Consider the following 21,804-nt stretch of genomic DNA (forward strand, 5'->3'; position numbering starts at 1 on the left):
TTTTGTTTTCTAAACAATTTATTGTATAATATACCCGCTCCACTTGAAGATGCATGATTCAGCTGGAATTAGAAATGTCTTTAGGCAAGGCATTGATTGAAGAGAATGGTTGTTCCCTTATCAAAATCAATAACGCAGTATAAAGCGCTTCTAAACCAGCCCTTTGGGGAAGACTGAGCAAATCATACTCTGCGTTACATTTATTTTTAAGGGAATGACCCTTAATAAAAAAATGCGCCTTGATTATGAATCGCTCAGACTTCCTGAAACGCGCATCTTCAAATGGAGCGGGTATAATATCAGTAATCAGAACGAGACAAACCATGACTATACCAATAGAAAAACCTATTCCCCCTGCCGATGATGACTGCTGTGGCGGCGGCGCTTGTAACCCTTGCGTATGGGATCATTATTATGCAGAAGTACAAAAATGGCGTATTGAACAAGCAAAAATCAAAGAACAGCAAACACAATGCAGTGTTACATAACCTACACTAACGACCTTAGCCATCTCTTCAGGTTTACTAAAATAAACCACATGTTTGAATTGCTTTTTAAAGTTGAAACCTTGCACATAATCCACTAGCAATTGTTTCACTAACTGTAAATCAAGCGTAATTTATATTCCTGCTTAAACAACAGTATTGCTAATAATATTGATCCACCAAGCTAATGCTAAACTAGTATTTAAATATGGGGAAATAGAACTTGCCAAAATTGAGAAAAAAACCTCATGTAATCAGTGATTTAAATGATATAAATACTGAGCTTATTCCTTTAAAGGAATTGGCAGACAGAGAGCTTGCCTCTATATATGGACTAACAGGGATGATTTACACCCCACATCTAGATGCCTATATGCAGGTTTGCATAAAAAAGGCTGAGATATTAGCCTGTTTAAAAAAGCAAAAAATCCTGCCATTGTCAGAAGTCGAGTTGATCAGTGCAGCATTAGATAGTATACATAAGAGAGTTAAGAATAACGCTATCGTTGAATATAAAGGTAATAATTATCAACGACGGTTCTCACCATTGAAATTAAGTAAATCGGGTAAAAGCGTGCAAAAATGGGCGAAATATTGGCTTTTACAATTATCGGACGAAAAAATTGACCCTGACTGGGACAGCCAAGTACGAGAGATTTGGCCAACATATTTTTTAATTAGAACTGTCGATTTGTAATTAGGTTTAGTTAAGTAAACTTATAAAATTACGGAATATTCCTCAACCATGTTGTAATCACCATGTAAAGCTTCGGCATTAAAATCAACACCAAGTAAATCTCTTAAATATTATGGCGTAAAGCAGTCATATTTTAAATCAATCTTATTTCAAGAGTATAAATATCAAACTCAAACCTCTTTACAACTTTTCCATGTCTTACATATAAAAAAGCCCCGTAAAAACGAGGCTTTAGATAAACTCTTCTTAAATCGTCTTTACAAAAAAGACAACCCGGAGCCTAAAAAGGTATATCGTCATCAAAATCAATTGATGGCTCTTGAGGGTTTACTTTAGGTGCTTGCTGTTGAGACTGTTGTTGTCCTTGTTGAGCAAAGCCACCTTGCTGTTGTGGAGCTTGTTGTTGAAAGCCACCTTGTGGTTGCGTAGTATAACCACCTTGCTGTTGAGGAGCTTTCTGCTGCCCTTGTTGAGAGAAGCCGCCTTGTTGCTGCGCCGGTTTATTATATTGCTGTTGCGATGATTGTTGTTGAGGAGCAAAGCCACCGCTCTTCTGTTGAGGTGCTTGCTGTTGGAAGCCGCCACTTTGCTGCTGCCCTTGTTGCTGGAAGCCAGCCTGTTGGCCTGATGGTTTGCCATCTAACATTTGCATTACACCGTTAAATCCTTGTAATACTATTTCAGTCGTATATTGATCTTGACCTTGCTGGTTAGTCCACTTACGGGTTTGTAGTGAGCCTTCAAGATATACCTTTGAGCCTTTTTTTAAATATTCACCAGCAATTTCGGCTAATTTACCGAACATCACCACACGGTGCCATTCAGTTTTCTCTTTTTGCTCACCAGTTTGCTTATCTTTCCATGTATCTGACGTTGCTACAGTAATATTCGCTACTGCGCCACCATTTGGCATAAAACGTACCTCAGGATCTTTACCTAAGTTACCTACGATGATTACTTTATTTACACCCGCCATGAAAATATCCTATTAATTGTGCACTTCTAAGACAAGGTGAATACCAAATATACAACTTATACTAGAGTTAAAAAAAATTTAATTAGGAGAGTAATTCTATAGGGAGAATCGATCAAATTCGAGTGCTTTTTACATTTAAAAGCTATTTATTTTTAGCTAGTTGATTTTACTAAGTTTAGATTACTTTAGCTTCATATAAATACTATGTTAATTGTGCCTTAATATCGTCAGGTATTTTCTGAGACTTTTGAGTCTGATAATAAAAATCTACTAAGCAACAGGAAAAAAGCAGATAAAAATTTCTTAAACTTTCAGTAACCGCTATAATCAAATTATAGCGGTTGTTACCTTTAGCAGTTTACCTAGGGATTCACTATATTTATAAGCAATAAAAGTGTTCATACACCTATCAAATGGATTTTGATATCCGTATTAATAATGGGTTTTGCGACATCAAGTGCCCACGGGCAAGAACAAATTTGTTCTCAAGGCCTTCAAAAAGTCACTTTCAAACCACAAACTATTTTTGATGAAAATGAGCAGGGTTTTTCCATCGTGCATCGTTGGGCTAATGCTATTCATATAGATACAAAAAAAATAACTCTTGAAAATGAAGCGGCTTTTTTTATTGAAAAATGTGATAAAAATTTTGCTGATATGGCTGAATTAGAAAGACATTTGCGCAGCCGAAAATATTTACGTGATGCTAAAATAACCAGTGATGAAATGGTAGAGAACATCACTGTCACTACATGGGACAATTGGTCATTAATGCCAACCATAAGCTTTGGTCGCCAAGGTGGTGAAAGTACATACAGCTTCGGCATAAAAGAGCGTAATTTACTGGGTTTAGGGATTGATGCGGAAGTTCAAACATATAAAAATTCACAGCGCAAAGGCTACAAATTAAAAAGCACCATTCCTTTATTTCGAAAAAAAAATATTGATATAAAGTTACGCTTTGCTGACAACGATGACGGTACTCAACAATCCTTATTTTTACAAAAACACTTCGCTAGCTTTTATACCCATGATGCCTATAACATTGGTTTTAATGAAGAGTCACGTAACGATACCCTTTATCAAAATGATAGTGAGCTAGCAATATTTGCGCATGATATTAGTTTTAAAAATGCAGAGTATGCTTGGCTTGATTTTAATCACAACAGTGCATTATTAAGATACCGTATAGGAATGACTCAAGATCAAGATAAATTTTCACCTATAGATGACACGGATAGTAGTATTAGTTCAGCGTTTCTTCCGCAAGATAGAGACTTTCTCTACCCTTGGTTCGGTGTTGACTACATAGAGAAAAACTTTAGAAAACTAACCAATATCCATTTGATTACTCAAATAGAAGACTTTAATCATGGTTGGCAAATTAGCTCTCGCTTAGGGCTTAGTGATGGTACAAAAGAAAACAATGCTTGGGCTTTGTTTCAAGTAAATATAGACAAGGGCTTTGAAATTCATGACAAGGCGCTATTACTCATGAATGTAGCCCTTAGTGGTGACATTTATGAGCAACAAGATCATCGCTTATTACTCCGTATTAATACCGAATACTTCTACAATATCGATCCGAGATGGGGATTTTATTTAAGCAATACCAATATAGTCAGTACAAACCAATACCTTGATCAACCTGTTACTATAGGCGGAAATACTGGCTTACGCGGATTTCCTCTACAATACCAACATGGTGAACATAGCATAAAACTGACTAGCGAAATACGCTATTACCCACATATCAATTTATTTAAATTATTTGATTTAGCAGGTGCCGCCTTCATGGATACCGGTAAAACTTTTGGTGATTCAGTCGTTAAAAATAGTGAAGATACTTGGTTATACTCTGTCGGTATCGGCGCTAGACTTTATTCGCCTCATTCTGCGGGAAGTCATCAAGTGATTCACATTGACTTTGCCTTTCCACAAAGTGATACCCCTGACATTGATAGTTTTGAAATTAGAGTTGAAGCAAAACAATCATTTTAACCCTTCGACAAGCCTCTAAGAATGACCTATACCAACTAAATTTATGAACTCAATTGGTATTACATATCGAAAAACGATGAAATTAGAGAAAACGTTTTAAAACACGATCTATTTGGGTAAGGCGTATCTTTTTAAGTAGTTTTTTGGGCTTATCAGGATAATCACTAATGCCTTCTATTTCACTGTAATGACGAATCGGCTTAGCGTATTCCATAATATCGATGAGTTCAGCAGATACTTTAGGCATTAACCCTTGTGATGGATCATCAAGCAACAACCCATTTTCTAAATCCAATGACCAAGCACGCGGATTCAAGTTACTTCCAGTTAATAGGTGATAACGTTCATCACTGATAATCCCTTTTAAATGAAAGCTATTATTTTCATTTTGCCATACATTTATATTTAGTAACCCATTATCAATAAAGTGCTGATATCTTTTGACAAAACGTTTTAATAACATTTCATAAACATAAGGTACGATACCGATAGCAGTAAATTCGTTTTCATCATCAATGAAAAAATCATTCGCGGTTTTATCGCCCACGATGATAGTTATTTTTACGCCACGTTTTAGTGCTCTAATCACATCACGCGCCAGTACTGGCGGTAAATTAAAGTAAGGGGTTAAAATTAATAGCTTTTGCTGAGTATTTTTGATGGTTTGGCGAATAACTTTATTTAACTGATTTTTTCTACGTCCGTAACCAATCAAAGGCATAACTGATATTGGATTATTAACAACACCTGATTCTTTATTGTGATCAGTTAATTCTATTTTGTAAGCTGATTTTTTTAACAATGATTTCAACGCAATAATATTACGTCTTTGCTGAGCTTGATTTGGTAAATTAAGCTCATTTAATAAAGGAGCCAAATTTGATTTTACAAAAGTATTGGTTAAATAGTGACAAAAACTACTCGCTAGCGGCGCACAATTAATTTGATAATAACGATCTAAGCGATACCGCGTACCCTGCTGCATATAAATATCATTAATACTTGCGCCTGTATAAAAAAGCACATCATCAAAAACCATACCTTTTAAGTGCAATACACCGAACAGCTCTTTAGGTTTAACAGCAATACCATAAATAGCAATTTTTTGTTCATATTGTTCAGCAAGTGCAAGGTATATAGCCCGATTTCCCAGACTTCCTTTTTCACCTATTAAGCCACGTTGACCACGATGATAATCAACAAAAACCTTTATATCGAGTTCAGCGGTTTTCGCCTTAGCTTGATACAATGCATGCAGCACTTCTCTTCCGGCATCATCATCTTGTACATAAAGTGCTGAGATATAAATGCGTTGACGAGCACTAGCAATAAGTGACAACAACTGTCCTTTATATTCTTTGGGTGTAGAATAAATATCTATATCACCACTACTAACCAATAAATGTTTCGTTTCAAAAGTCACAGGTAAAATCTTACTTATTTCACAATAATTACGTTAGCAGCAGTATAGTCTTGTTTCATACTGCTTTACACTGATTTACCAACAAATTACCTCTTTATACCAAATGAAGTAATGAATTGATCATTCATTACTTCATTTGGTATTAGATCACCATCGCTAACTCAGCAGCTTGACGAATAGCTCGTTTTGCATCAAGTTCAGCGGCAACATTAGCACCGCCAATAAGGTGCACACTCATACCGCCATTTTCAAGCGCCTGCTGTAATTCTCGATTTGATTCTTGCCCTGCGCATATAATAACATTATCAACTGCTAACAATTGCTCTTTACCATCAATTTCAATGAGCAAGCCATTATCAGTTATTGATTTATAACTGACACCCGGTAGCATTTTAACGCCATGCTTTATTAAGTTAGCGCGATGCACCCAGCCAGAGGTTTTACCTAAACCTTTGCCTACCTTGGTAGTTTTTCGTTGTAATAAGGTAATTTGTCGTTCAGGCGCCTGAGGCTTCACTGATTTTTTTGCTAGTAAAGCACCTGATTGTTGATAAGCTTTATCGACGCCCCAGTTTTTTAACCATGCATTTAGATCTGTCGTCAACGACTCGCCTTTTTCAGCAAGGTAGGTAGCAACATCAAAACCTATACCGCCAGCGCCAATAATCGCCACTTTTTCGCCCACAAACACTTTATCTCGTAACACTTGTATATAACTCAACACCTTAGGGTGATCTATTCCTTCAATATCCAATTTTCTTGGCTTAATACCCGTCGCTAAAATTACCTCATCAAAGCCTGCAGCTAACAATTTATCACTACTTTGTTCACTATTTAAATGTATCGGCACATTAAGTAAAGCAAGCTGTTTGTTAAAATAGCGTATTGTTTCATAAAACTCTTCTTTACCCGGTATTTGCTTAGCCACATTAAACTGCCCGCCTATTTCATTTATTTTGTCAAATAACTCGACTTGATGACCACGTTGGGCGGCATAAACACTAAAGGCTAAACCCGCTGGGCCAGCACCTATTACAGCTAATTTTTTAGCTTTTTCACTTTTATCAAGTTTATTAAGCGAAAGCTCCGTTTCATAACAGGCAAAAGGATTCACTAAACAAGAAGCACGTTTTTGTTGAAAGACATGATCCAAACACGCCTGATTACAACCAATACAGGTATTAATTTCATCTGATTTACCCTCTGCTGCTTTATTAACAAAATCAGCATCAGCCAGAAATGGCCTTGCCATTGATACCATATCAGCCTGCCCTGTCGCTAAAATATTCTCAGCAACCTCAGGCGTATTAATACGGTTAGTTGTGATTAAAGGCAATGACACTTCTTTTTTCATTTTCTCGGTAACCCAAGCAAACGCCGCGCGTGGCACAGACGTTACTATGGTGGGTACACGTGCTTCGTGCCAGCCAATGCCGGTATTTATTAACGTGGCGCCAGCCTTTTCTACTGCCTTTGCCATGGTAACGACTTCATCCCAGCTATTTCCGCCTTCAACTAAATCGATCATAGATAAGCGGAATATAATAATAAATTTTTCCCCTACTTTTGCTCGTACGCTTTTAATTGTTTCAATGGCCAAACGCATACGGTTTTCAATACATCCGCCCCATTCGTCGCTACGTTTATTGGTTCGTACACAAGCAAATTGATTAATTAAATAACCTTCACTGCCCATGATTTCTACACCATCGTAACCCGCTTTAGCCGCTAAATTGGCAGCATGAGCATAATCTTTGATGGTGGTGTTTATTTGTCTTACCGACATCGCTTTTGGGGTAAAAGGGGTAATAGGCGATTTAACTTTACTCGGCGCTACACTAAAGGGGTGAAAAGCATATCGGCCCGTATGCAATAACTGTAAACATATTTTTGTTGGATATTTATGTACCGCCTCTGTCACTTGTTTATGTTTATTCACATGCCAAAAATGGCTGAGTTCGCTGCCAAAAGGGGCTATTCTGCCACGCATATTTGGGCTAACACCACCTGTAACAATTAAACCAACACCACCTTTTGCACGCGCTTCATAAAAAGCGGCTAGTTTTGCAAAACCCCCTTTTTCTTCTTCAAGGCCAGTATGCATCGAGCCCATTAATATACGGTTAGCTAATTGAGTAAAGCCTAGATCTAAGGGAGCTAACAAATGTGGAAATGGACTTTTATTTAGTACTGTTGATGTCATGCTATTTTCCTGTTGGTCATACCAGATAAACTTAATTTACTCATATTTGTTCAATATTACAAGTTGATTTTGACACCTGTCAGATCGAATCAAACTTTTATGTGCTTTGCCGTAAAAATAATTATCGATAATTCATTAATAATAGTAGAATTATCAATAAAGAATAACTCATTGAATAGCGGTATGACGTCAAAAAAAGTAGATAAAAAAATACTTGTTGCCTTGATCATTACAAACTTGAAGCAAGAATTATCACAAGCGATTAATGCGGCAAATGAAGCCCATGCAGCGGCAGTAGACGATCAAAGCGTCGCCGAAACGCAATATGACACCTTAGCCATTGAAGCCAGTTATTTAGCAGAAGGACAGTCAAGACGAGTGCAAGAGCTGCAAGAAGCGCTGCTCAATTATCAAGGGTTAACGCTAGTAGAATTCGACGAGAATAAGCCCATAGCCCTATCCGCTTTGGTACAACTTTACGCTGATAGCAAAAAACAACACTGGTTTTTCATAGGTCCCGCCGCAGGTGGTTTTCGTTGCCAATTAAATGACCAACACATCACAGTGATCACGCCAAAATCACCTATGGGGTTAGTATTAATGGGCGAATATAACGGTGAGAATATTGACATTATGTTAGGTAATGGCAAGCTAACAGATTACATTGCTAGCGTGTATTAACTTTAGGTATAAAATACTTTTAACGGAAACATTTATTTTATGCTCCCTGATGTAATAAAGCTTTAATGGCTAACAAATCGACAATTTTATCATCTACTTTTAAGTAGGCAACCGCAACACTTTTTTCTGAACTATTTCCAACATCATCCTGCACTAAAGTGGCTTCAATAACGCCAGGCATGTTAATTAACAATTCAGCTATTTCATCGGCTTTGTCTTCACAACTGATATTAGTTACAAGGCTGAAGTTTTTAGATTTTTTCAATTTTTTCATACCAAAACTAAGTACTAACCAAATCAAACTGGCTATCGCCATCACTAAAAATATAGTTTGCTCACCATAGCTACTCGCCACAAGGCCACCAACAATACCACCAACAAAAGCACCTAAAAATTGGCTACTAGAATAAATCCCCATTGCGCTACCTTTAACGCCGGCAGGAGCAATGCGAGATAAAATAGAGGGCAGAGTCGCTTCTAAATAGTTAAAGGCGGTAAAAAACATCACTACAGATAACACTAAACTCCAAAAACCTGTTGGTAATAACCACAATAAAAACAACGCTAAACTAAGAAGTGCAACCGCAGCACTAAACATTGGTTTCTCTTGCTCTTTTTTCATAGCAAAAATCATAAAAGGCACCATTAAAAAGAAAGAGCCTAATAGCGTGGGTAAATATATTTGCCAATGATTTTCTAATGCTAAGCCACTCGCCACAAATTGTTTTGGCAAGGTAACAAAACAAGCGGTAAGTGCCATATGTAAAATAAACACGCCCCAATTCAAACGGGATAATTGTGGATGGCGGATTAATTTAACTATTTGCTCAGGTAAAGCAACACTGTCGCCACGAGGCGCTTTATTTATTGAATAAGGCACCATAAATTGAATCATCAACATGGCTAGAATCGTTAAGAAGCCAGTAAACCAAAACAAGCCACTTAATCCGAAAAAATCAGCCACTATAGGCCCTAAAATCATAGCAAAGGTAAACGATAAACCAATAAACATACCAATAGTCGCCATCACTTTTGGACGTTGTTCTTCTCTGGTCAAATCGGCAGCTAAAGCTAAAATAGCACTGGCAATAGCCCCCATACCTTGAATGGCACGGCCAAGCACTACACCATATATAGTTGTCGACATAGCAGCAACAACGCTACCAATTAAAAAAACCACTAAACCTGCTAATATCACCGGCTTTCGACCATATTTATCAGATAAAATACCCATAGGTATTTGTAATAAGGCCTGTGTTAAGCCGTATGCTCCAATAGCAAGCCCCAACCATAATGGGCTATAACCTGCTAGCTGTTCGCCATATATAGCAAACACGGGCAATATCATAAAAAGCCCAAGCATACGTACACCAAAAACACTGGCTAGCGAAAATGCTGCTTTTTTCTCAATACGGTTTAAACCTGAAAGACTCATGAAAATACTTTACCTAAAAATACGGAGAGTTAAAAAATACAGAAACTTAAAAATCGCGATAGTTTACCATGCTATTCACGACAAAAAAATGATCTACATCAGAACAAGAAAAAAGCAACGGTGGCAATAACTAAAGCTATAACCAAATTAAGTACTAAACCTGCGCGCATCATTTGCGTTTGTGGGACTAAACCTGATGAAAACACAATCGCATTAGGTGGTGTGGCCACTGGCAACATAAAAGCGCATGAAGCACATAAAGCAATCATTACCGCAATGCCTGCAGGAGGTAAATGTAACTCGATTGCGACTGTCATAAACAGCGGAACTAATAAGGCTGCACTAGCAGTATTGCTGACAAGCTCAGTTAAAAAGATAACAAAAACACAAATAATGACTAAAACAAACCAGGTATTATCCGCAGGTAAATTACTACTGATAACATTCGCCAACCACAAACTTGCCCCTGATGTTTTTAACAAAGCACTTAAGGTTAAACCGCCACCGAACAAGATTAAAATTCCCCAGTTGGTTTTTTTAATGAACTCATCAAATGATAAACACTTTGACCCCGTTAATAACACAATAGCTGTAACCGCTAACATGCCATCAAAACCACTACTAACTCCCACAAATGTTGCTAATGGTGCACTAAAAACCCAACCACAAGCGGTTAATGAGAATATAGCAATAACGAGATTGCGTTGCCAACTCGATTCCACCACAGGTAACGTTAACTCAATGTGATTAGAAAATTTAGGTCTAAAAAGAATAAACAATATCAATATCATCAAAGGAAATAACAAGGCAAACATGGGTATGCCCCACTTGAGCCAGTCCGCAAAACTAAAACCAGCAGCCGAAGCAGCGATTGCGTTAGGTGGGCTACCAATGAGTGTTGCCATACCACCAAGGTTTCCTGAATACGCAAGCCCCAATAAAACAAAAACATACACGTTAGCTTGATTTTTTTCATTCGGATTATTCGCTTTCTGAGCGGATAACAACCCCAAAGCGATAGGTAGCATTAAAGCAAGCGTAGCAGTATTACTTATCCACATAGAAAGTAACGCCGTAGTCAAAAATAACAATAATACGGCAAACAAGGGTCTTCCACTTGATAAAGATAGCATTTTCACAGCAAACAACTTATCTAACGAATATTTTTGCAGCCCAGCAGCTAACGCAAAGCCCCCCATAAACAGAAAAATAACGGGACTAGCAAAATTGGCAAATGCTTGTGTTGCTGGCAATAGTCCGCTAACGATAGCTAAAACAGGAATTAATAACGCGGTAGTACTAATAGGCAATGCCTGTGTTATCCATAACCAGGCAATAGCGACAAAAATAGCTAAACCCTGCTGAACTTGCGGCGCTGCCTCAACAGTACTTACAATGCTAAAAGCAAACACAAACGACAACAGCATATTGATTTTTTTCGTATCCAATGAGTTTACCTTATGTATTTGTCCTTTCCTTAATGATATTACATCGTTATACCCATGTGAATTCAAAAATAAAAGTGTTTATCAACTGAACAAAATGTTTGATTTATGCCATAATATTCGGCTGTTATTTTTTGCGCATAAATTAGTGGATAAAAATGAGAAACATTGAAGTCAGAGGGGCTCGTACCCACAACCTTAAAGATATTAGTTTAACGATCCCTCGTGATAAACTCGTGGTGATCACAGGACTTTCTGGCTCAGGTAAGTCATCACTGGCTTTTGATACGCTATATGCAGAAGGACAGCGCCGTTATGTTGAGTCGCTATCTGCCTACGCGCGTCAATTTTTATCACTAATGGAAAAACCAGACGTAGATCACATTGAAGGCTTATCACCAGCCATCTCTATTGAACAAAAATCAACCTCACATAACCCTCGCTCAACCGTGGGTACTATTACCGAAATTTATGATTATTTAAGGCTGCTTTATGCCCGCGTTGGCGAACCTCGTTGTCCTGAACATAAACAACCATTAGCCGCACAAACGGTGTCACAAATGGTTGACAAAGTTTTAGAGCTTGAAGAAGGCACTAAAGTAATGCTGCTTGCGCCAGTATTACAAAATCGCAAAGGTGAACATGTAAAATTACTTGATAACCTTGCCGCACAGGGCTTTATTCGCGCCCGTATTGATGGCGAAGTTTGCGATTTATCAGATCCTCCAACGTTAGAACTTCATAAAAAACATACCATTGAAGTAGTGGTTGATCGCCTTAAAGTACGCCCTGATATTCAATTACGTTTGTCCGAGTCTTTTGAGACCACGTTGGCATTAACTGCTGGCACGGCAAACGTTGCTTTTATGGACGAGCCAGAAAGAGAGGAATTACTCTTTTCTGCTAATTTTGCTTGCACTCGCTGTGGCTATAGCATGCAAGAATTAGAGCCACGATTGTTCTCATTCAACAGCCCTGCTGGCGCTTGTAAAACCTGTGATGGCTTAGGTATTGAACAATTTTTTGATACTAAACGCATTATCACTAATGATCAATTAAGCCTGTCTGGCGGCGCAATACGTGGTTGGGACAAACGTAATTTTTACTATTTTCAAATGCTGCAAGCGTTATCTGAACACTATAAATTTTCCTTAGATAAGCCTTTTAACCGCCTAAGCGATGAGGCAATAAAGGTTGTACTCTATGGTAGTGGCAAACAAGAAATTGAATTTAAGTACATGAACGACCGCGGTGATGTGGTACTACGCAAGCACCCATTTGAAGGCATCATTAATAATATGCAACGCCGCTATAAAGAAACCGAATCAAATGCGGTACGCGAAGAATTATCTAAATATTTAAACAGTCAACATTGTCCCGACTGTAATGGTAGTCGCTTACGATTAGAAGCACGTAATGTATTTATTGCTGATACACCATTACCCGTTGTCGCAGAATTTGCCATTAGCGACGCCTTAGCTTTCTTTGAAGGCTTAACGTTAACAGGACAAAAAGGTCAAGTTGCTGAAAAAATTCTAAAAGAAATTAATGAACGGTTAGGCTTTTTAGTCAATGTTGGCTTGAACTATTTAAACTTATCTCGCGGAGCCAATACCTTATCAGGTGGGGAAGCTCAACGTATTCGTTTAGCCAGTCAAATTGGCGCCGGTTTAGTTGGCGTTATGTATGTTTTAGATGAACCTTCAATCGGCTTGCATCAACGAGATAACGAAAGATTATTAAGCACACTTATTCATTTACGTGATTTAGGCAATACTGTCATTGTGGTTGAACATGATGAAGACGCCATTCGTGCCGCTGACTTTGTCATTGACATAGGCCCTGGCGCGGGGGTTCATGGTGGTGAAATTATCGCCCAAGGTACAATAGACGACATTTTAAAGTGTAAAGACTCACTTACCGGAAAATACCTCTCTGGCGTAGAGCGAATTGAAATCCCGAAAAAACGCCATCCCTTTAATAAGAAAAATGTAGTTAAATTAAAAGGTGCTAGTGGCAATAATTTAAAAAACGTTGATTTAGTTATTCCTAACGGCTTAATGACTTGTATTACTGGTGTTTCTGGCTCGGGTAAATCAACCTTAATCAATGATACCTTATACAAGTTAGCGCACATTGAACTTAACGGTGCAACGCTTGACGAACCATCGCCTTATAAAAGCATTACTGGCTTAGAACATTTAGACAAAGTTATTGATATTGACCAAAGCCCCATTGGTAGAACGCCACGTTCAAATCCAGCCACTTACACAGGCATATTCACGGCTATTCGTGATATTTTTGCCGCGACTCAAGAGTCACGATCACGTGGCTATAAACCGGGTCGCTTTAGTTTTAATGTAAAAGGCGGTCGCTGTGAAGCTTGCCAAGGTGACGGCTTAATTAAGGTAGAAATGCACTTTTTACCAGATGTTTACGTGCCTTGTGATGTCTGTAAAAGTAAACGCTACAATCGCGAAACATTAGAGGTACTCTATAAAGGTAAAAATATTCATCAGGTATTGGATATGACTATCGAAGATGCCTTTGAATTTTTCAAGGCTATTCCTGCAGTAAAACGTAAGTTACAAACGCTGATGGATGTTGGCTTAACTTATGTGAAACTTGGTCAATCAGCAACAACCCTCTCTGGTGGTGAAGCACAACGGGTTAAATTATCGAAAGAGCTATCAAAACGCGATACCGGTCAAACCTTATATATTTTAGATGAGCCAACCACAGGTTTACACTTTCATGATATTAAACAGTTATTGCAAGTGATTCATCGGTTACGTGATCATGGTAATACTATTGTAGTAATTGAGCATAACTTAGATGTAATAAAAACAGCTGACTGGGTTATTGATCTTGGCCCAGAAGGAGGCTCCGGCGGCGGTGAAATTTTAGTCACCGGTACGCCAGAGCAAGTTGCAAAGCATCAAACATCACACACCGCTCGTTTCTTGAAAACCTTACTAGATAAAAATTAATTGGCGTGATGAAAAGATGGGTATACGGTTTATTAAACAGTATGCCCTATTGGTGACTTTATATCGGTACACTACCAAATGTCAGTAAAATAGCTTAGTCTGGTTTATACTCCTTTAATCCTTAAGAATAGGGAATAAACCACTGATAATGACTATTCAAAAACAAGGTTTTCCAAATACCTTCATCTACTTACTCGCTTTTACCAGTGGTTTTTGCATTATGGGTATTGAGCTATTGGGTGGCCGGATTTTAGCGCCTTTTTTTGGTAGTTCAGTACATATATGGGGCAGTATCATTACTGTCTTTATGTTAAGTCTCTCTTTAGGTTACTTGTTTGGTGGTAAGCTTTCGACTCGCTCTGCCTCTCTTGCTATATATGGCACTATATTCCTATTCGCCGCCATCGCACTGCTCCCTATTGCCTTATCAAGCCAATGGCTAATGGAAGGAATATTTATTACTGTTGAAGACTCTCGTTACGGTTCATTATTAGCCTCAATGGCATTGTTTTTTATTCCTACTGTTATTTTAGGAATGTTATCCCCCTACTCTGTACGTTTATTAGTTAAAAATTCTAATGAAAGTGGACAAGTTGCCGGAAAACTTTACTTTATTTCAACCTTAGGCAGTGCGTTGGGCACTATTACTACCTCATTTTATTTAGTGCTATGGTTTGATATTAATATCATCATTTTTGGTTTTACCACAGCACTTGCTAGCTTAGGGTTGTTGGCGATACTGGTTAGTAAAACGAAAGGTTTACATCAAATGGAGCAAACTCATGGCTAAAAAATTACTTTTCTGGTTAAGTTTATGTTCCCTCATTAGCATCGCTCAGGCGCAGGTTATCCATCAAGAACGTTCGCTTTATCGCAACATACTAGTTGAAGATAATGATGATTTACGCTGCTTAAAGTTTAATGTTAGAAGCACTAAAACCCAACAAAGCTGTTTCTTAAAAAGCCAACCAGAGCAATTAGTCTTTAATTATACTAAGTTGTTAATGGCCAGCTTATTAGTCATGCCTGAGCCAAAGCACATTTTAATTATTGGCTTAGGTGGCGGCACTATGTCTAATACTTTGGCGCAACTTTACCCACAAAGCCAAATTGATAATGTTGAGATAGATCAAGCCGTGATAAAAGTTGCGCGCGAATACTTTGAATTTTTTGAAAATGATAACGTAAAAACGTATAACCAAGATGGTCGTATTTACATCAAACGCGCTTTATTAAAAAAACAACAATACGATTGGATTATTCTCGATGCTTTTAATGGCGACTATATTCCTGAGCATTTAATGACGAAAGAGTTTTTACAAGAAGCTAAAGCGCTACTTAGTAAAGATGGCGTAATCAGTGCAAACACTTTTTCTTTAAGTGAATTATACGCGCATGAATCTGCAACCTATAAAGCTGTGTTTGGTGATTTTTATCAAGTAAACAACCAAGATAATGCTAACCGTATTATTATTGTTAACCGAAATGGTTTTGCCGTTAACAGCCTTAATAAAAATAATATCAAGCAACTTAACTCGACGTTACTCAAATACGGTGTAGATATTTATTCGCTTTATAACAAGATTTATTTTACTGGAATAGAACAAAACTGGCCTAAAAGCACTCGCTTACTTACCGATCAGTTTTCTCCCGTTAACTTACTCAACACGCAGTAACGGTTATACTCAAATAACCTAAAAACAATAGCTCAGGCTAGTTCGAGTATATATATTAGCCAAAGGTCTAATTGTTCAGTTTTGTCGACACTTCTATAATAACAGCCATAAAACACAACACATAAGGGCAACTCATGAGCTTCAAAGAACAGCAGGAAAAAGCGAAGAATTCAGCAGAGTCATACTGGTTAGAGCAATCAGAACTTGTTTCTTGGTATAAAGCACCAAAAACAATATTGTCGACAAATGATAGCGGATGGACAGATTGGTATGCCGATGGCGAACTCAATACTAGCTATTTAGCATTAGATTATCATGTTGAGCAAGGCCGTGGTGAGCAAACTGCACTCATTTATGATTCGCCCGTTACAGGCGCAAAACAAACATTCTCTTTTCTCGAATTAACTGAATTAGTGGCAAAGTTTGCTGATGTTTTACAAAAGCAGCAAGTAGTCAAAGGTGATCGTGTACTTATTTATATGCCGATGATCCCACAAGCCGTTATCGCTATGCTAGCTTGTGCTAGAATTGGCGCTGTTCATTCGGTGGTCTTCGGTGGTTTTGCCGCTAAAGAGCTTGCTATCCGTATTGACGATGCAGAGCCTAAAGTTGTTGTCAGTGCCAGTTGTGGTATTGAAATTTCTAAAGTTATTCCTTATAAGCCATTACTCGATGACGCCATTGAGCTATCAAATCATAAACCAAGCAGTTGCATTGTTTACCAACGAGAACAATTAACGGCTGATATGAGTAGTGAGCGAGACCAAGATTGGCAAGCACTAATGAACGATGCTGAAGCCATAGCAGCTGTTAGTGTAAAAAGTACTGATCCTCTTTATATTTTATACACTTCAGGTACCACAGGAAAACCAAAGGGTGTGGTTAGAGATCACGGTGGTCATGCCGTTGCAATGCTGTATAGCATGAAAAATATTTACGGCATGAAAGCAGGCGATACTTTCTGGGCTGCTTCAGATGTAGGTTGGGTTGTTGGTCATTCTTTCATTGTCTACGGTCCTCTTTTAGCGGGTTGTAGCACTATTGTATATGAAGGAAAACCGGTTAGAACCCCTGATGCTGGTGCTTTTTGGCGTGTTTGTGAAGAATATAAAGTAAATGCATTGTTTAGTGCACCAACGGCATTTCGTGCTATCGCAAAAGAAGACCCTGATGCTGCGCTAATGGAAAATTATGATTTATCGCATTTAAAACGATTATATCTTGCTGGTGAACGCTTGGATCCCGCCACATACCATTGGCTCAAAGACAAAACACAAATACCTGTTATTGATCACTGGTGGCAAACAGAAACAGGTTGGTCTATTGCAAGCACCCCTTTTGCTGATGGCAGCTGTGAAGAATTAATGTTAACCAAAGCCGGTTCTTCAGGTTTTGCTGTTCCAGGTTATAACGTTGAAATTTTAGATGCCTATGGTGAAGCTTTACCTGCTAATCAACAAGGTACTGTCGCGATAAAACTACCTATGCCTCCTGGTTGCTTGACTACTGTTTACAAAGATGAAAAACGCTTTAAAGAAAGTTATTTATCAACTCACCCTGGTTATTATGTTACTGGCGATGGTGGCTTTTTTGATGATGATGGCTACCTATTTATTATGGGACGTACGGACGACGTTATAAACGTTGCTGGTCATCGATTATCAACAGGAGAGATGGAAGAATCAATTTCTGGCCATTCTGCGGTAGCTGAATGTGCGGTAGTCGGCATTAACGATTCATTAAAAGGTCAAGTACCCTTTGGTTTAGTCGTGATTAAAAATGGCGTGTCACTGAGTGATGATGAATTAATTTCAGAATTAAAAACTAAAGTACGTAGCGATATAGGGGCTATTGCTTCATTAAAAGCCTTAATTATCGTTGAGCGCTTACCTAAGACCCGTTCAGGTAAAATCTTACGTAAAACCTTACGACAAATGATAGATGGTCAGCAAATAGATATTCCTTCAACGATTGAAGACCCTCAAGTACTGGAAGAATTAACGCCTAGGTTAGTCAATATAACAGGCTAATATTCATTTGCTGCTAGTTAGAAAGTTTTAGCTAGCAGCACTTTATTCAATGGAAATAAAATTAATAGACCCTGTTATTACTTCAGCTACTTAAACTTTATATCCAAGGATTGCTTGGTAGGTTTTTCTGACTGGTTATAGTTTCATCGGCTGTTTTACTTGAGCTAGCGACTGCTTGATTTATTTCACTCATTTCAGCCGTTGTTAAGTCTCGCCACTGTCCTGATTTAAGTTGACCAAGTTCAACACTCATAATACGAGAACGCTTTAATTTTTTAACGTCATAATCTAAGTATTCACACATACGACGAATTTGTCGATTCAAGCCTTGCGTTAGAATAATAGTAAAGACAAAACGGCTTTCTACTCTAACAATACAAGGTTTAGTAATGGTACCTAGAATAGGTACGCCGCGAGACATTCGTTCAATAAATCGCTCACTGATAGGCTTATCTACGGTAACGATATATTCTTTATCATGTGCATTTTCAGCGCGTAATATTTTATTAACAATATCACCATCACTGGTTAAAAAAATTAATCCTTCAGAGGGTTTGTCTAATCGACCAATAGGGAAAATACGTGTCCGGTGACCAATAGCATCAATGATGTTACCCCCCACATGACTTTCCGTTGTACAAGTAATGCCGATGGGTTTGTTATAAGCAATATAAATACGATCCGATTTATTTTTGGCGCTCGCGGCAATAGCGTTACCATCAACTTTTACCACATCACCCGGCTGAACTTTAGTACCAAGTTCAGGTATTTTACCATTAATGGTAACGCGACTAGCTTCAATTAATTTGTCAGCACCACGACGTGAACAGAAACCTGATTCACTAATATACTTATTGAGGCGTTTTTCGTTTGCAGAATTATCAGTCATTGTATTTATATGAGTGCATTAGATATTATTGCTATTATACCCAAGCCACTCCAAAATGCGAGTTTCAGGATGCCTGAGTGAATCATGATCAAGGCTCATCGTGGCGCTAGCGGTGCTGAACCAGAGAACACCTTTCGCGCAATCAAAGCGAAATTGGATGCGAATGTTGATGGCATTGAGGAGATTAAAACCATGCAAGCATTAGGTGTAGATGGAGTTTTGTCTAATTTACCGACTCGATCTAAAAGTCATTTAGTACATTTAAGTATGCCGTAATTTAGGGGCTGTTGATCTTCGCGATTACAGTAATTCTCTTATCGCTTCAGCTGTCTTAAGAGTACGAACCTGTTGAAACAGCTCGTCTGCTTCAACATATTGTAACTTTAAATATTTAAGCCACTGTTTAATTCGGTTAGGGTAATATTTACTTTTATCGCCATAGGTTTCACATTCAGTATATTTAAGCAGTAACGCTTGCACCTCGTACCAAGGGATTGCAGGCGCTATTTGTTTTATGACCTGTGCTAAATTAGGTAGCATCAATGCCCCTCTTCCTACCATAATATCGTTACAGCCAGATATTTCTCGACATTTTTGTGCTTCCTTCAAGGTGAAAATATCGCCATTGGCGATTACCGGAATATTTATATTTTGTTTTATTTTAGCAATCCAATGCCAATGAGCAGGTGGCCTGTAACCTTCTAGTTTAGTACGTGCGTGAACGGTGAGTTCACTGGCGCCAGCCGCTTCAATTGCTTGCGCATTTTCTATCGCAAGCATTTTATCTTCATAACCTAAACGAATTTTGGCACTTACAATGGCATCATGAGGGACAGCAGCTTTGACCGCTGTAACAATTCGATATAGATTTTCAGGGTCTTTAAGTAATACTGCTCCACCGCAGTTTTTGTTCACCATTTTGGCCGGACAGCCAAAATTAATATCAACCCCATGAGAGCCAAGCTCTAGCACTTTAGCGGCATTATCAGCCATACATTGCGGATGTTGTCCAAGTAATTGTACTCGTACTGGTGTACCTGCTTCGGTGGTAGCGCCATAAGCTGTCGCATTTTTTAATTCAGGGCACAAACGAAAATAGGCACGGTCAGAGATTAATTGATCAACAACACGAACAAACTCAGTCACACAATGATCATAGCCACCAATCTTTGTTAGCAAATCACGCATGATATGATCAAGTACACCTTCCATCGGTGCCAATACAACTCTCATCTTTATTGCTTACTTAATTCTTGAGATTTGTTTACTCGGGCTTTAGACATTATTTTATATAAACCTGTCGTAGCAAGAGCAATTGAAAAATGTACCACTAACGTAAGTAATTGAGCGTTGTCTTGCCATAAAAAAACTGGGCCATTATAGGTAATATAAAAAAGATCGAGTACGGAAACATGTAGCCAGATAACAACAAATAACAACTTAAATCGATGGTTCGCAAGAAAGGTGGTCGAGAATAAATGCACAATAAGTCCAGGGAAATTTCAACAAATGCTATTATACCATTCAGATTAATTAAGTGACCAAGATTCAATGAAAATAAATTTTCAAGTTCAAGACGCGTAATTGAGTAATAGGGAGTATTGGGATTGAGCGCAACGCAGGAATTGGATATTTAGACCATTTTAAGATGAGCAAATAATTAGTGTGATTGGTATTATACCCGTTCCACCTGAAGATGCATGATTCAGCTGGAATTAGAAACGCCTTTAGGCAAGGCATTGATTGAAGAGAATGGTTGTTCCCTTCTCAAAATCAATAACGCAGCATAAAGCGTTTCTAAACCAGCCCTTTGGGGAAGGCTGAGCAAATCATACTCTGCGTTGCATTTCATTTTAAGGGCGCTACATGGATGGTGTTATTATAGAATGCAGGAGCATATTCTCCTGAATAACCCTTAATAAAAAAATACGCCTTGATTATGAATCGCTCAGATTTCCTGAAACGAGCATCTTCAAGTGGAGCGGGTATATAACCAAGCAAGCAGGTCTGGGTAAATAAATGAATAACCTAATTCTTGTTTGGCTTTATCTCCACTCACAATGCGAGTAGAATCCAATATACTATCGACACTAAACGTTGGTAATTCCAGTCCAAGTGATTTCGCCGCTGTTTGGTAATAGAGCGCTTTAGTAATATGAGTGTCGCTAACTCCGTTGAAAACGCCTTGCGGTGCCACTGACGTTAATAAAGATAATATCAAACCAACGGCATCTTGTTGATGAATCAAATTAACCGGTGCCGTAGAGTTTTTCAGCGCTCTTTTAGCCAGTAAAAATTTACCTGGATGTCGCGCTGGCCCGACTAAACCAGCTAATCTTAAAACATTTCCTTGTCGGTGAAAATTCAATACCGCTTGTTCTGCCCTATTTAATATTGGTGCTTTTTCTATCGAACCTGGTTTCACTGAGCCTGGTTCTTCTAAATTTAGCTTGGTATTTTCATCAACTAAACCTTCTAACCCCTGATAAACAGCAGTACTCGACAATAAAATAATCCGTTGCACTACACCTCGTTGTTTCGCGGCTTCAACAAGTTGTGCAACTTTAATCGCGTAGTCAGTCCGTCCTTGCTTAAACTGTGGAGTAATAGCAATCACTAAGTATTGCTGTGTAAAAACATCATGCTGACTAAGTTGTGTGGTGTTTGATGGCAATAGTAATTGCTGTGCCTTTATTCCTTGCTCATGCAACTGCTCAACATTACCTTGTTGACTACTTGTTGCAAGTACCGAGACACCCTGCTCTAATAAGCTAGCAGCTAATGCTTTACCTAGCCAACCACAGCCAACGATACCAACAGAAAAAGTCTTAGCATGTGTCTTTTTATTTTTAATCATTATTATCACTGTTTCT

Annotated in this window: 18 protein-coding genes; 9 read left to right on the plus strand and 9 right to left on the minus strand. The window is 38.3% G+C overall.

Annotation, left to right across the window (positions count from 1 at the left end):
- Positions 1 to 323 precede the first annotated feature (323 nt).
- Together DWA31_RS05305 and DWA31_RS05310 are read left to right on the plus strand one after the other, a co-directional pair.
- Positions 324 to 488, plus strand: coding sequence for an oxidoreductase-like domain-containing protein (locus tag DWA31_RS05305; RefSeq protein WP_114325607.1), 165 nt, complete (start codon positions 324 to 326; stop codon positions 486 to 488).
- Positions 489 to 708: 220 nt separating this feature from the next.
- On the plus strand, positions 709 to 1,182 hold the full coding sequence (locus DWA31_RS05310) for a hypothetical protein (protein WP_114325608.1): 474 nt from the start codon (positions 709 to 711) through the stop codon (positions 1,180 to 1,182).
- Positions 1,183 to 1,462: 280 nt separating this feature from the next.
- On the opposite strand, the gene ssb is transcribed toward DWA31_RS05310, so the two are convergent.
- The gene (ssb, locus tag DWA31_RS05315) at positions 1,463 to 2,158 is read right to left on the minus strand and encodes a single-stranded DNA-binding protein (protein ID WP_210725551.1); all 696 of its coding nucleotides are present in this window, start codon (positions 2,156 to 2,158) and stop codon (positions 1,463 to 1,465) included.
- A 438-nt stretch (positions 2,159 to 2,596) separates the two neighbouring features.
- On the opposite strand from ssb, the gene DWA31_RS05320 reads away from it, so the two are divergent.
- Positions 2,597 to 4,159, plus strand: coding sequence for a BamA/TamA family outer membrane protein (locus DWA31_RS05320; RefSeq protein ID WP_114325610.1), 1,563 nt, complete (start codon positions 2,597 to 2,599; stop codon positions 4,157 to 4,159).
- An 82-nt stretch (positions 4,160 to 4,241) separates the two neighbouring features.
- On the opposite strand, the gene pssA is transcribed toward DWA31_RS05320, so the two are convergent.
- Positions 4,242 to 5,582 (minus strand): CDP-diacylglycerol--serine O-phosphatidyltransferase, encoded by a 1,341-nt coding sequence (gene pssA, locus DWA31_RS05325; RefSeq protein ID WP_114325611.1) that lies wholly within the window; start codon positions 5,580 to 5,582, stop codon positions 4,242 to 4,244.
- Between the two features lie 142 nt (positions 5,583 to 5,724).
- Entirely contained in the window at positions 5,725 to 7,785 is a 2,061-nt protein-coding gene (locus DWA31_RS05330; RefSeq protein ID WP_114325612.1) for an oxidoreductase, read from the minus strand.
- A gap of 183 nt (positions 7,786 to 7,968) precedes the next feature.
- Here DWA31_RS05330 and DWA31_RS05335 point away from each other — a divergent pair, with 183 nt between their 5' ends.
- Entirely contained in the window at positions 7,969 to 8,466 is a 498-nt protein-coding gene (locus tag DWA31_RS05335) for a hypothetical protein (RefSeq protein WP_114325631.1), read from the plus strand.
- A 37-nt stretch (positions 8,467 to 8,503) separates the two neighbouring features.
- On the opposite strand, the gene DWA31_RS05340 is transcribed toward DWA31_RS05335, so the two are convergent.
- Both DWA31_RS05340 and DWA31_RS05345 read right to left on the minus strand, forming a co-directional pair.
- Positions 8,504 to 9,901, minus strand: a complete 1,398-nt coding sequence (locus tag DWA31_RS05340) for an MFS transporter (protein WP_114325613.1) — start codon at positions 9,899 to 9,901, stop codon at positions 8,504 to 8,506.
- Positions 9,902 to 9,999: 98 nt separating this feature from the next.
- Entirely contained in the window at positions 10,000 to 11,349 is a 1,350-nt protein-coding gene (locus tag DWA31_RS05345) for an SLC13 family permease (RefSeq protein ID WP_210725552.1), read from the minus strand.
- A gap of 155 nt (positions 11,350 to 11,504) precedes the next feature.
- On the opposite strand from DWA31_RS05345, the gene uvrA reads away from it, so the two are divergent.
- The 4 genes from uvrA (at position 11,505) to DWA31_RS05365 (ending at position 18,042) form a co-directional block, all read left to right on the plus strand.
- On the plus strand, positions 11,505 to 14,336 hold the full coding sequence (gene uvrA, locus DWA31_RS05350; RefSeq protein WP_114325614.1) for an excinuclease ABC subunit UvrA: 2,832 nt from the start codon (positions 11,505 to 11,507) through the stop codon (positions 14,334 to 14,336).
- Between the two features lie 148 nt (positions 14,337 to 14,484).
- Positions 14,485 to 15,126 (plus strand): fused MFS/spermidine synthase, encoded by a 642-nt coding sequence (locus DWA31_RS05355; protein ID WP_114325615.1) that lies wholly within the window; start codon positions 14,485 to 14,487, stop codon positions 15,124 to 15,126.
- Positions 15,119 to 16,012 carry a spermidine synthase gene (locus tag DWA31_RS05360; protein WP_114325616.1) on the plus strand — a complete coding sequence of 298 codons (894 nt, stop codon included), beginning with the start codon at positions 15,119 to 15,121 and terminating at the stop codon, positions 16,010 to 16,012. The genes DWA31_RS05355 and DWA31_RS05360 overlap by 8 nt, the downstream gene beginning before the upstream one ends.
- Before the next feature lie 134 nt (positions 16,013 to 16,146).
- Entirely contained in the window at positions 16,147 to 18,042 is a 1,896-nt protein-coding gene (locus DWA31_RS05365) for an AMP-binding protein (protein WP_114325617.1), read from the plus strand.
- Positions 18,043 to 18,139: 97 nt separating this feature from the next.
- Here the strand turns inward: DWA31_RS05365 and rluF are convergent, their stop codons facing one another.
- Complete coding sequence (gene rluF, locus DWA31_RS05370) at positions 18,140 to 18,931, minus strand: 23S rRNA pseudouridine(2604) synthase RluF (protein ID WP_114325618.1); 792 nt, start codon at positions 18,929 to 18,931, stop codon at positions 18,140 to 18,142.
- 84 nt (positions 18,932 to 19,015) lie between these two features.
- Between rluF and DWA31_RS17285 the strand changes: the two genes are divergently transcribed.
- A complete protein-coding gene (locus tag DWA31_RS17285) occupies positions 19,016 to 19,207 on the plus strand; it encodes a hypothetical protein (protein WP_210725553.1) in 192 nt (63 codons plus the stop codon).
- A 24-nt stretch (positions 19,208 to 19,231) separates the two neighbouring features.
- Here DWA31_RS17285 and DWA31_RS05380 read toward each other — a convergent pair whose 3' ends face one another.
- From DWA31_RS05380 to DWA31_RS05395, 3 genes are all read right to left on the minus strand, one after another.
- Positions 19,232 to 20,164: a tRNA-dihydrouridine synthase gene (locus DWA31_RS05380; protein WP_114325619.1), complete on the minus strand. Its 933-nt coding sequence runs from the start codon at positions 20,162 to 20,164 to the stop codon at positions 19,232 to 19,234.
- Between the two features lie 2 nt (positions 20,165 to 20,166).
- Positions 20,167 to 20,415: a hypothetical protein gene (locus DWA31_RS17025; protein ID WP_136037976.1), complete on the minus strand. Its 249-nt coding sequence runs from the start codon at positions 20,413 to 20,415 to the stop codon at positions 20,167 to 20,169.
- Between the two features lie 488 nt (positions 20,416 to 20,903).
- A complete protein-coding gene (locus tag DWA31_RS05395) occupies positions 20,904 to 21,788 on the minus strand; it encodes an NAD-dependent epimerase/dehydratase family protein (RefSeq protein ID WP_114325621.1) in 885 nt (294 codons plus the stop codon).
- Positions 21,789 to 21,804 lie beyond the last annotated feature (16 nt).

It is taken from the genome of Candidatus Colwellia aromaticivorans (assembly GCF_003333305.1).
In the GTDB taxonomy this organism is placed as follows: domain Bacteria; phylum Pseudomonadota; class Gammaproteobacteria; order Enterobacterales; family Alteromonadaceae; genus Colwellia; species Colwellia aromaticivorans.

Coding starts and splice junctions, on each gene's coding strand:
- DWA31_RS05335 (WP_114325631.1), top strand. CDS start 7,969: ATGACGTCAAAAAAAGTAGATAAAAAAATACTTGTTGCCTTGATCATT.
- DWA31_RS05380 (WP_114325619.1), bottom strand. CDS start 20,164: ATGAGAGTTGTATTGGCACCGATGGAAGGTGTACTTGATCATATCATG.
- DWA31_RS05305 (WP_114325607.1), top strand. CDS start 324: ATGACTATACCAATAGAAAAACCTATTCCCCCTGCCGATGATGACTGC.
- uvrA (WP_114325614.1), top strand. CDS start 11,505: ATGAGAAACATTGAAGTCAGAGGGGCTCGTACCCACAACCTTAAAGAT.
- DWA31_RS05355 (WP_114325615.1), top strand. CDS start 14,485: ATGACTATTCAAAAACAAGGTTTTCCAAATACCTTCATCTACTTACTC.
- DWA31_RS05320 (WP_114325610.1), top strand. CDS start 2,597: ATGGGTTTTGCGACATCAAGTGCCCACGGGCAAGAACAAATTTGTTCT.
- DWA31_RS17285 (WP_210725553.1), top strand. CDS start 19,016: ATGATCAAGGCTCATCGTGGCGCTAGCGGTGCTGAACCAGAGAACACC.
- DWA31_RS05360 (WP_114325616.1), top strand. CDS start 15,119: ATGGCTAAAAAATTACTTTTCTGGTTAAGTTTATGTTCCCTCATTAGC.
- DWA31_RS05340 (WP_114325613.1), bottom strand. CDS start 9,901: ATGAGTCTTTCAGGTTTAAACCGTATTGAGAAAAAAGCAGCATTTTCG.
- ssb (WP_210725551.1), bottom strand. CDS start 2,158: ATGGCGGGTGTAAATAAAGTAATCATCGTAGGTAACTTAGGTAAAGAT.
- DWA31_RS05395 (WP_114325621.1), bottom strand. CDS start 21,788: ATGATTAAAAATAAAAAGACACATGCTAAGACTTTTTCTGTTGGTATC.
- DWA31_RS05330 (WP_114325612.1), bottom strand. CDS start 7,785: ATGACATCAACAGTACTAAATAAAAGTCCATTTCCACATTTGTTAGCT.
- DWA31_RS05365 (WP_114325617.1), top strand. CDS start 16,147: ATGAGCTTCAAAGAACAGCAGGAAAAAGCGAAGAATTCAGCAGAGTCA.
- rluF (WP_114325618.1), bottom strand. CDS start 18,931: ATGACTGATAATTCTGCAAACGAAAAACGCCTCAATAAGTATATTAGT.